The organism is Achromobacter sp. NFACC18-2 (genome assembly GCF_900108985.1).
Lineage (GTDB): Bacteria > Pseudomonadota > Gammaproteobacteria > Burkholderiales > Burkholderiaceae_B > Achromobacter.
This window is the reverse complement of the sequence record NZ_FNYM01000007.1, coordinates 207,755-219,636: the sequence shown is the minus strand read 5'-3', so window position 1 is coordinate 219,636 and position 11,882 is coordinate 207,755. Positions and strand designations below refer to the sequence as shown.

The 11,882-nt window shown below is 66.9% G+C and carries 10 protein-coding genes; 9 read left to right on the top strand and 1 reads right to left on the bottom strand.

The annotated features are described in order from the left end of the window. The first annotated feature begins 196 nt into the window (after positions 1-196). The 7 genes from BMW75_RS13275 (at position 197) to BMW75_RS13245 (ending at position 8,035) form a co-directional block, all read left to right on the top strand. Complete coding sequence (locus BMW75_RS13275; RefSeq protein WP_092579870.1) at positions 197-2,548, top strand: bifunctional salicylyl-CoA 5-hydroxylase/oxidoreductase; 2,352 nt, start codon at positions 197-199, stop codon at positions 2,546-2,548. Further along, on the top strand, positions 2,545-3,336 hold the full coding sequence (locus BMW75_RS13270) for an SDR family NAD(P)-dependent oxidoreductase (protein WP_092579868.1): 792 nt from the start codon (positions 2,545-2,547) through the stop codon (positions 3,334-3,336). Before BMW75_RS13275 ends, BMW75_RS13270 begins: the two co-directional genes overlap by 4 nt. A 42-nt stretch (positions 3,337-3,378) precedes the next feature. Next, positions 3,379-4,236, top strand: a complete 858-nt coding sequence (locus BMW75_RS13265; RefSeq protein WP_076518696.1) for an enoyl-CoA hydratase family protein — start codon at positions 3,379-3,381, stop codon at positions 4,234-4,236. Between the two features lie 2 nt (positions 4,237-4,238). Then, positions 4,239-5,408, top strand: a complete 1,170-nt coding sequence (locus BMW75_RS13260) for an acyl-CoA dehydrogenase family protein (RefSeq protein ID WP_092579866.1) — start codon at positions 4,239-4,241, stop codon at positions 5,406-5,408. Between the two features lie 63 nt (positions 5,409-5,471). Continuing rightward, positions 5,472-7,112: an AMP-binding protein gene (locus BMW75_RS13255; protein ID WP_092579864.1), complete on the top strand. Its 1,641-nt coding sequence runs from the start codon at positions 5,472-5,474 to the stop codon at positions 7,110-7,112. Between the two features lie 26 nt (positions 7,113-7,138). Next, positions 7,139-7,579 carry an acyl-CoA thioesterase gene (locus tag BMW75_RS13250; protein ID WP_092579862.1) on the top strand — a complete coding sequence of 147 codons (441 nt, stop codon included), beginning with the start codon at positions 7,139-7,141 and terminating at the stop codon, positions 7,577-7,579. A 48-nt stretch (positions 7,580-7,627) separates the two neighbouring features. After that, a complete protein-coding gene (locus BMW75_RS13245) occupies positions 7,628-8,035 on the top strand; it encodes a RidA family protein (RefSeq protein WP_076518700.1) in 408 nt (135 codons plus the stop codon). 113 nt (positions 8,036-8,148) lie between these two features. Here the strand turns inward: BMW75_RS13245 and BMW75_RS13240 are convergent, their stop codons facing one another. Beyond that, complete coding sequence (locus BMW75_RS13240) at positions 8,149-9,129, bottom strand: AraC family transcriptional regulator (protein WP_092579860.1); 981 nt, start codon at positions 9,127-9,129, stop codon at positions 8,149-8,151. A gap of 293 nt (positions 9,130-9,422) precedes the next feature. On the opposite strand from BMW75_RS13240, the gene BMW75_RS13235 reads away from it, so the two are divergent. Together BMW75_RS13235 and BMW75_RS13230 are read left to right on the top strand one after the other, a co-directional pair. Next, on the top strand, positions 9,423-10,601 hold the full coding sequence (locus BMW75_RS13235; protein WP_092579858.1) for an ABC transporter substrate-binding protein: 1,179 nt from the start codon (positions 9,423-9,425) through the stop codon (positions 10,599-10,601). 32 nt (positions 10,602-10,633) lie between these two features. Beyond that, positions 10,634-11,878 (top strand): dienelactone hydrolase family protein, encoded by a 1,245-nt coding sequence (locus BMW75_RS13230; RefSeq protein WP_092579856.1) that lies wholly within the window; start codon positions 10,634-10,636, stop codon positions 11,876-11,878. Positions 11,879-11,882 lie beyond the last annotated feature (4 nt).

The window sequence follows — 11,882 nt, the reverse complement described above, 5'->3', positions numbered from 1 at the left end:
AACTACACCCCCTTCAGCCTCCAAGACCAATCCACCAATCGTCCCCCTTTAACTCCGTCCTAAATACTTTCCCTCATTTGCACACCCACAACTTCGGGTATATATTTCAAGCCTAAACTATCCAGACCTAAATATCTGCGGCTTGCGCTCCAGCATCAACGAGCGACTGTCGCGTACCCTTGGAGCGTATACGGCAATGAAGATAGTCTGCATCGGCGGCGGTCCCGCCGGCCTGTATTTCGGTCTGCTGATGAAACTGCAGAATCCCGCCAACGAAGTCACCGTCATCGAGCGCAACCGCCCGTACGACACCTTCGGCTGGGGCGTCGTGTTCTCCGACGCCACCATGCAGAACCTGCGCGAGGCCGATCCGGTCTCCGCCCAGACCATCGGCGATGCCTTCAACCATTGGGATGACATCGACATCCATTTCAAGGGACGCAGCATCCGCACCAGCGGCCACGGCTTCATCGGCATCGGCCGCAAGAAGCTGCTCAACATCCTGCAGGCCCGCTGCGAAGACGTCGGCGTCAAGCTGGTGTTCGAAAACTTCGTCCAGGACGACCAGGCCATCGCCCGCGAATACGACGCCGACCTCGTCATCGCCTCGGACGGCATCAACAGCCAGGTCCGCACCCGGTACGCCGACACCTTCCATCCCGACATCGATCAGCGCCGCTGCCGCTTCGTGTGGCTGGGCACCAAGAAGGTCTTCGATGCGTTCACGTTCGCCTTCGTGCAGACCGAGCACGGCTGGTTCCAGGCGCACGCCTACCGGTACGAAGACGGCATGTCCACGTTCATCGTCGAAACGCCCGAAGAAACCTGGCAGGCCGCCGGCATCGAGCAAATGAGCCAGGAAGAGGGCATTGCCTACTGCGAAAAGCTGTTCGCGCCCTGGCTGGACGGCAACAAGCTCATCAGCAATGCCTCGCACCTGCGCGGATCGGCCATCTGGATCCGCTTCCCGCGCGTCATCTGCAATACCTGGGTCCACTGGAACAACCTGGACACCGCGCGCGGCATGCGTCGCGTACCGGTCGTGCTGATGGGCGACGCCGCGCATACCGCGCACTTCTCCATCGGCTCCGGCACCAAGCTGGCGCTCGAAGACGCCATCGAACTGGCGCGCTGCCTGAGCGGCGCGGAAGGCAGCGTCGAGGCCGGCCTGCACCACTATGAAGAAGTGCGCAGCGTCGAAGTCCTGAAGATCCAGAACGCCGCGCGCAACTCCACCGAATGGTTCGAGAACGTCGAGCGCTACGCCGACCTGGATCCCGAGCAGTTCGCCTACTCGCTGCTGACCCGTTCGCAGCGCATCTCGCACGAGAACCTGCGCCTGCGCGATCCGGCCTGGCTCGAAGGCTTTGAGCGCTGGATCGCCGAGCGCGCCGGCGCGGGCACCCCCGAAGGCCGGCGTCCGGCCATTCCGATGCTCACCCCCTACCAGGTGCGCGGCGTGCGGCTCAAGAACCGCATCCTGGTGTCGCCCATGGCCATGTATTCCTGCACCGACGGCGTGCCGGGCGATTTTCACCTGGTTCACCTGGGCGCCCGCGCCATGGGCGGGGCCGGGCTGGTCATGGTGGAAATGACCTGCGTGTCCCCCGACGGCCGCATCACCCCGGGGTGCCCGGGCCTGTGGAACGACGAGCAGCAGCAGGCGTTCGCGCGCATCGTGAACTTCGTGCACGGCAACAGCGACGCGCGTATCGGCATGCAGCTTGGCCACGCCGGCCGCAAGGGGTCCACGCAGCTCGGCTGGCAGAAGATCGATCATCCGCTGGCCGAAGGCAACTGGCCGCTGGTCTCCGCCTCGGCCCTGCCGTACATCGAAGGCGTGTCGCAGACGCCGCGCGCCATGACGCGCGCTGATATGGACCAGGTGCGCGACAACTTCGTGGCCGCCGCCCGCCGCGCCGCGGCCGCCGGCTTCGACTGGCTGGAGCTGCACTGCGCCCACGGCTATCTGCTGTCCAGCTTCATTTCGCCGCTCACCAACCACCGCGACGACGAGTACGGCGGCAGCCTGGAAAACCGCCTGCGCTTCCCGCTCGAGGTCTTCCACGCCGTGCGCGCGGTCTGGCCCGAGGACAAGCCCATGTCGGTGCGGATCTCCGCCCACGACTGGGTGGAAGGCGGCATCACGCCGGACGATGCGGTCGAGATCGCGCGCCACTTCAAGGCCGCGGGCGCGGACATGATCGACTGCTCGTCGGGCCAGGTCAGCAAGGAAGAAAAGCCTGTCTACGGCCGCATGTTCCAGACGCCGTTCGCCGACCGGGTCCGCAACGAGGCCGGCATTCCGACGATCGCGGTGGGCGCCATCTTCGAAGCCGACCACGCCAACGGCATCATCGCCTCGGGCCGCGCCGACCTCTGCGCGCTGGCACGTCCCCATTTGGCCGACGCCTCCTGGACGCTGCGCGAAGCGGCCCGGGTGGGCTATGTTGATGTTTCCTGGCCGAGCCAGTATTTCGCCGGCAAGCGCCAGCTTGAAACCAACTTTGAACGCGCCGCCGCCATGGCGCAACTGGATATCAAATGAACGCACAACCGCACCCGCTCGCCGGGCGTCACGCCCTGGTGACGGGCGGCGCCCGCGGCATCGGCCTGGCCAGTGCGCGGGCGCTGCTGCAGCGCGGCGCGCGCGTCACGCTGCTGGGCCGCGACGGCGGCGCGCTGGACGCCGCGACCGACGAACTGGCCCGGCTGGGCCAGGTGCAGGCCGTCAGCGCGGACATCGCCGACGAGGCCTCGGTGCGCGCCGCCTTTACGCAGGCCGAGACCGAGTTCGGCCCCGTGCTGATCCTGGTGAACAACGCCGGGCAGGCGGTCAGCCAGCGCTTTGACCGCACCGACGCCGCGCTCTGGAACCAGATGCTGGCCGTCAACCTGACCGGCACCTTCCACTGCATCCAGGCGGCATTGCCCGGGATGCTGCAGGAAAAATGGGGCCGCGTGATCAACGTCGCCAGCACCGCGGGCCTGATCGGCTACGGGTATGTAAGCGCCTACTGCGCCGCCAAGCACGGCGTCATTGGCCTGACCCGTTCGCTGGCGCTGGAAACCGCCCAGAAGGGCGTGACCGTCAACGCGGTCTGCCCGGGCTACACCGAGACCGACATCGTGCGCGGCGCGGTCGCCAATATCGTCGAAAAGACCGGCATGACGCCGGAAGCCGCCCGCCTCAAGCTGGCCGAGCGCAATCCGCAGGGCCGCCTGGTGCAGCCCGAGGAAGTGGCCGAGACGGTCGCGTGGCTGGCCCTGCCGGCGTCCGCCTCCGTCAATGGCCAGGCGATCGCCGTGGACGGCGGCGAAGTGATGACCGGCTGAAGCCGGCAAGCCACCCCCCCTGCATTCACGAACGGAGACACCATGAGCACCCAGCCCGAAGAGCACACCATGAAGCACCACAAGCGTCCCCTCGCCGGCTACCAGGCGAAGACGTTCCTGTGGCAGGTGTCGGACGACGGCAAGATCGGCACCATCACGCTGAACCGTCCCGAGCGCAAGAATCCGCTGACTTTCGATTCGTACGCGGAACTGCGCGATCTCTTCCGTTCGCTGGTGTATGCCACCGACGTCAAGGTGATCGTCGTGACGGGCGCGGGCGGCAACTTCTGCTCGGGCGGCGACGTGCATGAAATCATCGGCCCGCTCACGAAGATGAGCATGCCGGAACTGCTGGACTTCACCCGCATGACGGGCGACCTGGTCAAGGCCATGCGCGCCTGCCCGCAGCCCATCGTGGCGGCGGTGGACGGCGTGTGCGCCGGGGCGGGCGCGATGGTGGCGCTGGCCTCGGACATGCGCCTGGGTACGCCCGCCGCGCGCACGGCGTTTCTCTTCACCCGCGTGGGCCTGGCGGGCGCCGACATGGGCGCGTGCACGCTGCTGCCGCGCATGATCGGCCAGGGCCGCGCCTCCGAACTGCTGTACACGGGCCGCGCGATGACGGCCGAAGAGGGCGCCAGCTGGGGCTTTTTCAATGCGCTGCACGACTCCGGCAAGCTGCTGGAAGCGGCCCAGACGCTCGCGGCGCAGCTTGCCGCCGGCCCGACGTTCGCCCACGGCGTCACCAAGAAGCTGCTGCACCAGGAATGGAACATGGGCGTGGACGAGGCGATCGAGGCCGAAGCCGAGGCCCAGGCCATCTGCATGCAGACGCGCGATTTCCATCGCGCCTACGAGGCCTTCGTGGCCAAGCAGAAGCCCGTCTTCGAGGGGAATTGACGATGCGCGACGCAAGCTGGCTGGACTGGCCCTTTTTCGACGACACGCACCGCAAGCTGGCGCATGAGGTCGACGCCTGGTGCGAAAAATCGCTGGGCGACGTCGACCATCACGACGCCGACGCGGCCTGCAAAAAGCTGGTCCGCGCCATGGGCGAGGCCGGCTGGCTGCGCTACGCGGTGGCGGGCGGCCCGGACGGGGCCTGGGGCGGCGCGCTGCCCGAGGTGGATTCGCGCGCCGTGTGCATCCTGCGCGAAACCTTTGCGCGCCATGAAGGCCTGGCGGACTTTGCGTTTGCGATGCAGGGCCTGGGCAGCGGCGCGATTTCGCTGATGGGTTCGGATGCGCTGCGCCAGCATTACCTGCCGCGCGTGGCGCGCGGCGAGGCGATCGCGGCCTTTGCGCTGTCCGAGCCCGATGCGGGCTCCGACGTGGCCGCGCTGGCGTGCGAGGCGCGGCTGGACGGCGATCACTACGTGCTCAACGGCGCCAAGACCTGGATCTCCAACGGCGGCATCGCCGACTTCTACTGCGTGTTCGCGCGCACCGGCGAAGCCCCGGGCGCGCGCGGCATCAGCGCGTTCGTGGTGGATGCCGGCACGCCGGGCTTCGAGGTCACCGAGCGCATCGAGCTGATCGCGCCGCACCCGCTGGCGACCATCACCTTCGACAACTGCCGCATTCCCGCCACGCACCGGCTGGGGGATGCGGGCCAGGGCTTCAAGCTGGCCATGATGACGCTGGACATCTTCCGCGCGTCGGTGGCGGCGGCGGCGCTGGGGTTTGCGCGCCGCGCGCTGGACGAGGGCCTGGCGCGCGCCAAGTCGCGCCGCATGTTCGGCCAGACGCTGGCCGACCTGCAATTGACGCAAGCGGCGCTGGGCGACATGGCCACGGCCATCGACGCCTCGGCGCTGCTGACGTACCGCGCCGCGTGGATGCGCGACGTGCGCAAGCTGCGCACCACGCGCGAAGCCGCGATGGCCAAGATGACGGCCACCGAATCGGCGCAGACCGTGATCGACCGGGCATTGCAGATGTTCGGCGGCGCGGGCGTGGTGTCGGGGATGCCGGTGGAGAAGCTTTACAGGGAAATCAGAGCGCTGCGAATCTACGAAGGCGCCACGGAAGTGCAGAAATTGATCATCGCCCGTGAATTGCTGAAGGCGTAAAGGGGCCACCGAGCGCCTGCCTTCGCAACGTAAACCGCATCGCACTAGCCAAGGGGAATTTTCATGGAAGTATCCGCCCACATCGACACCTTCGCCCGGGACAACCTGCCCCCGGGCGATCAATGGCCAGAGTTCCTGTTGGACGGCCCCGACGTGGCCTATCCCAAGCGTTTCAATTGCGCCGTGGAGCTGGTGGACGCCATGGTGGACCGCGGCCACGGCGACCGCGTGGCCCTGCGCTGGCGCCAGGATGGCAAGCCGGCCTCGATGACCTACCGCGAGCTGGCCGCGCTGACCAACCGCATCGCGCACGTCCTGACCGAGGACATGAAGCTGGTGCCGGGCAACCGCCTGCTGCTGCGCGGTCCGAACAATCCAATGATGGCCGCGTCCTGGCTGGCCGCGATCAAGGCGGGCCTGGTGACCGTGCCGACGATGCCGCTGCTGCGTTCCAAGGAGCTGAAGCAGATCATCGAGAAGGCGCAGATCCAGGCCGTGCTGTGCGATGTGCGGCTCAAGGACGAGGCGCAGTTCTGCGCGCAGCCGGATCACGAGCATCATTGCGCCGACCTGGCGCAGATCATGTATTTCAACGACACCGCGCCGGATGCGCTGGACACGCTGGCGGCGGGCAAGTCCGATACCTTCCAGGCCTGCGACACCGCGTCCGATGACGTCTGCCTGATCGCGTTCACCAGCGGCACCACGGGCTCGCCCAAGGGCTGCATGCACTTTCACCGCGACGTGCTGGCGATGTGCGACCTGTTTCCCAAGCATGTGATCAAGCCGGGGCCGGACGATATTTTCTGCGGCACGCCGCCGCTGGCTTTTACCTTTGGCCTGGGCGGGCTGCTGTGCTTCCCCTTGCGCGTGGGCGCGAGCACGGTGCTGTCCGAGAAGCTGTCGCCGGAAAGCCTGCTGGAACTGATCCAGGATTTTCGCGCCACCATCGTGTTCACCGCGCCGACCTTCTACCGCCAGATGGCGGCGCAGGTGGGCAAGTTCGACCTGTCATCGCTGAAGAAAAGCGTATCCGCCGGCGAGGCCTTGCCCGATGCGACGCGCCAGCTCTGGAAGGAGGCGACGGGGATCGAGATGATCGACGGGATCGGTGGCACGGAGATGATCCACGTGTTCGTATCCAGCCCGCCGGACGAAGTGCGCCGCGGCGCAATCGGCCGCGTGGTGCCGGGTTATGTGGCCCAGATCGTGGACGACGACATGAAGCCCGTGCCCAACGGCACGGTGGGCCGGCTGGCGATCAAGGGGCCGACGGGCTGCCGTTACCTGGCCGACGAGCGCCAGCGCCGGTTCGTGCAGCAAGGCTGGAACCTGCCGGGCGATACGTTCGTGCAGGACGATGACGGTTATCTGTTCTATCAGGCGCGCAATGACGACATGATCGTCTCGGCCGGCTACAACATCGCCGGTCCCGAGGTCGAGGACGCGCTGCTGCGCCATGAGGCCGTGGCGGAATGCGGCGTGGTGGGCGCGATGGATGACGAACGTGGCCAGTTGGTGAAGGCGTTCGTGGTGCTCAAGCCGGGCTACGCGCCCAGCGCCGAGCTGGTCGCGCAGATGCAGGCGTTCGTGAAGGCCAGCATCGCGCCCTACAAGTATCCGCGCGCAATCGAATTCGTGGCGACGTTGCCGCGCACCGAGACCGGCAAGCTGCAGCGCTTTGCGCTGCGCAAGATGGCGTGAGCAGGAAAAGGCATCAAGGAAACATCATGGCAGCACCCCATCCGGCAGCACCCTTTGAGAGTCAGGTAGAAGTCCGCTTTCGTCACTGCGATCCGGCGGGCATCGTGTTCTACCCGCGCTACTTCGAGATGATCAATGATTTTGTCGAGGAGTGGTTCGACAAGGGCATGGGGCTGCCGTTTCACGCACTGCACGTCGAACGGCACATCGGCACGCCGATGGCGTCGGTGACGTGCGATTTCAGCGCGCCCAGCCGCTGGCACGAGAAGCTGCGCCAGACGCTGGCGGTGCAGCGTATCGGCGGCGCGTCTTTCAAGGCGCTGGTGCGCTTCGAGGGGCCGGACGGCCAGTTGCGGTTGTCGGCGACGCTGACGATCGTGACGGTGGACCTGCGGACGATGAAGTCGATGCCGCTGCCCGCGGATCTGCGGGAGCGCATGCAGGAATATCTGGCAACCGCGGCATAAGCGGGCGCCGCCCTGTCTTTGTTTATTTGATCATTAGGATGAGACGTTATGAAAATTCTGCAACCGCCGGATTGGATGGCGCCCCGGGGCTATTCGAATGGTGTGCTCACCGAGATGCAGGTGGGCAGCAAGCTGGTGTTCGTGGGCGGACAGGTGGGGTGGAACGGGCAGCAGCAGTTCGAATCGGATGACCTGGCGGACCAGGTCCGCCAGACGCTGCTGAACATCGTCCAGATCCTGGCCGAAGGCGGTGCGAAGCCCGAGCATATCGTGCGGATGACCTGGTATGTGACGGATAAGGACGCGTACGTGGCGGCGTATCCGGCCATCGGCAAGCACTACCGTGAATTGATCGGCCGGCATTTCCCCGCGATGACGGCGGTGGAGGTTGCCGATCTGGTGGAGGATCGCGCAAAGGTTGAGATCGAGGTCACTGCGGTGGTGCCTGCGCAGTAGGATTTCTCGATCTGACAGGGTATCGAAGGTTCGCCGCTTTTGCTGTCCGGCCGGCACCGGATGGCGGAGGCGGCGGGCCTTCGGTGCTTTGGGGGCTCTTCACCGCCGAATCCTCACCCCCCCATGCGCCGCGTCTCTCTCGGCAGTTCGCCGAACCGCTCCCGGTAGTACTCCGAAAACCGCCCCAGATGTCCAAAGCCCACGCTTAGCGCGACCTCCGTCACGCTCGCGTCCGGCTGGGCCTTCAGGCGGCTTCTCGCCGCGTCCAGCCGGAAGGCGCGCAGCGCGTTCATGGGCGTGGTGTTGCGGTGTTCCTGGAACAGGCGGGTCAGCGCAGTGACGCTGGCGCCCGCGTGGCGGGCGATGTCGTTCAGGGTCAGCGGCGCGCCCAGGCGGTCGCGCATGTAGGACTCGGCCACGCACAGGCGGCGCGGGATGGCCTCGGCGGACGGGGTCTGCCAGGTGTTGGGCTGGTTGTAGAGCAGATGCAAAACCAGGGTGTCTTCCAGGTGCTCCAGCCACGCGGCGGGCGGGCGGCGGGCGCCGTCGTCCAGGGTGGGCAGCAGGTGGATCAGGCTGGCCATCATGCTGCGCCACGCCGCGCCAATGGGGGTGTCCAGGCGCAGGGCGGGGCTGAAATCCAGCGGGCGGGTGGCGGCTTCGCCGAAGGCGCGCTGGCCCATGGCTTCGAGCTTGCCGCGAGGAATCTTCAGCAGCAGTTGTTCGCAGCCCGCTTCCCAGTGCAGCCGCAGCCGGCGGTTGGGGGCGATGACCGCGGCGCAATCGGGGTCGGCGTTGATGCCTTCGTCGCCGCATTCGATGCGGGCGCGGCCGCGTAGCGGCACCTGGACCAGCATGAAGTCCTGGAGGCGGTCGGGTTCGATGTGGACTTCGGCGCCGTAGCGCAGCGTACAGAGGGTCAGGGAGCCGAAGCGGCCCCGGTTCAGTTCGGCGTCCACGCGGCCGCCTTTCCAGGTAAGGCGGTGGTCCTTGAGGGCTTCGGACACGCGCGCGCGGGTCTCGTCTTGCTGCGTGGAGCTGAAGACGCGCCGTGTCAGCAAGGGCGCCAGCTCAAGTCGGGACCAGCCGTGCATGGAAGCCTCCGGGACGGGACCGATCCCGTATCTTGGGCCAGCGTAATTTAAACGGGCCGCATTGGGAATTAAGTGAATCCCGGATAAGCGTGGCGGTATTCGGATAGAACGCGGCAGGCCGCAGGCCTAATCTTGCCTGCAAGGAGCCGCGGACGGTGTGCGGGCCTGTGTGGCAATGAAGGCGCCGCGGCGCGTAAGCTGGGCGGCTTGGATCGGCGGCATGCGTGTACCGACGGCAGACGGGATCTGTCAGCTTTCCGCCGGCGCGGCTGGCGGCGAATACGGGGTGGCACATGAATCGGAATCGATGGAGCCGGCGTGCGCTGGCGGCGCTGGTTTGCCTGACGGCGGCGGCGGGCGCGTCGGCGGCGGACAAGGTGAAGGTCGGGTTGCTGACGACGCTGTCGGGGCCCGGCGCGGCGCTGGGCAACGAGATCCGCGATGGCTTCAACCTGGCGCTGCAGCATACGGGCGGCAAGCTGGGCGGGGTGCCGGCGGAAGTGGTGGTGGCCGACGACCAGCAGAAGGCCGATACCGGGCGCCAGGCGGTCGAACGGCTGCTCAAGCGCGACCGCGTGGACGTGATGACCGGCATCGTGTTTTCGAATGTGCTGCTGCCGGTGATGCCCGCGATCCTGCAATCGGACACGATCTATCTCAGCACCAACACGGGGCCGGAGAACTACGCGGGCGCGGGCTGTAATCCGAATTTCTTCGCGGTGGCCTGGCAGAACGAGGACATCCCGGCCGCCATGGGGAAGTACGCGGCGGACCAGGGCTACAAGCGCGTGGCGCTGATCGCGCCGGACTACCCGGGCGGCCGCGAGTCGCTCAACGGCTTCAAGCGCCTGTACAAGGGCGGCGTGGCCGAGGAAATCTACACCCAGCTCGGCCAACTGGACTACGGCGTGGAGATCACGCGGCTGCGCGCCAGCAAGCCCGATGCGGTGTTCTTTTTCCTGCCGGGCGGCATGGGCGTGAACTTCATCAAGCAGTTCAATGGCGCGGGCCTGTCCCAGGACATCGCGCTGCTGGCGCCCGGCTTTTCCGGGGACGAGGACACGATCGCGGCGGTGGGCGCGCCGATCAAGGGGCTGCGCAATACGGCGCAGTGGGCGGCCGACCTGGACAACCCCGCCAACCGCAAGTTCGTCGAAGACTTCAAGAAGACCTACAACCGCAGCCCGTCGCTGTATGCCTCGCAGGGCTACGACGCGGCGATGCTGCTGGACAGCGCGGTGCGCCAGACGGGCGGCAAGCTGGACGCCGAGGCGCTGCGCCCGGCGTTGCGGCGGGCGGACTTCAAGTCGGTGCGCGGCGATTTCAAGTTCAACCGCAACCAGTATCCGGTCCAGAACTATTACCTGCGCGTCGTCGAGGCGGACGCCAGCGGCAAGCTGCACAACAAGCTGTCGGGAACGGTGCTGACGCAATACCAGGATCCCTTCGCCGCCGCGTGCCAGATGAAGTAGGCCGCCGGCGCTTCGCAATTCAGGAGATACGCATGACTGATCGCATTACGACGCGCGAGGTGACGATCGCCTCGCACGATGGCAAGTCCTTTGGCGCCTATCTGGCGGTGCCGGCCTCGGGCCGCGGTCCGGGCCTGGTGCTGTGCCAGGAGATTTTCGGCGTCAACGACTTCATGCGCCGCAGCGCGCAGCTGCTGGCCGAGGAAGGGTATGTGGTGCTGGTGCCGGACCTGTTCTGGCGCCAGCAGCCCGGCATCCAGCTCACGGACGGCCCCGCGGACATGCCGCGCGCGTTCGGGCTGTACAAGGGCTTTGACGTGGACCTGGGCGTGAAGGACATCGCGGCCACGCTCGCCGCGCTGCGGGCCCTGCCCGAACAGGAAGGCGGCGCGGGCGTGCTGGGCTATTGCCTGGGCGGCAAGCTGGCCTATCTAGCGGCGTGCCGCACGGACGCGGACGTGGCGGTGGGCTATTACGGCGTGGGCATCGAGGACAGCCTGGACGAAGCCGCCAGCCTGCGCGGCCGGCTGGTGCTGCACATCGCGGAGCAGGACGGGTTCTGTCCGCCCGAGGCGCGCGAGCGCATCCTGGCGGCGCTGGGCGGCAAGCCGGGCGTGGAACTCTACGTGTATCCGGGCGTGGACCATGCGTTCGCGCGCACGGGCGGTGAACACTACGACAAGCCCTCGGCGCTGATGGCGCACCAGCGCAGCATGGCGGCGCTGCAGCGCACGATCGGGCCGGAGTTCGACTATTCCTACCTGTGGGACAAGCACTGTGAATACGAATTCGGCACGCGCGACGTGGCCGCGACCATGGCGACGATGGTGGCCGAGCCCTACGTGAACCACATCCCCACGATGACGGGCGGCGTGGGCCACAAGGAGCTGTCGCGCTTCTACCAGCATCATTTCGTCAACAGCAATCCGCCCGACACGCGGCTGGTGCCGCTGTCGCGCACGGTGGGCGCGACGCAGATCGTCGATGAGCTGCTGTTCTGCTTCACCCACACGACCGAGATCGACTGGATGCTGCCCGGCGTGGCGCCCACGGGCAAATACGTGGAGATCCCGCTGGTGGCCATCGTCAAGTTCCGCGGCGACAAGCTCTATCACGAGCACATCTATTGGGACCAGGCCAGCGTGCTGGTGCAGGTGGGCCTGCTGGACCCCAAGGGCCTGCCCACGGCCGGGCGCGAGACCTCGGCCAAGCTGCTGGACGAGACCCTGCCTTCCAACACGCTGATGGCGCGCTGGAAGGACAGCGAGAACAAGTAGGGAG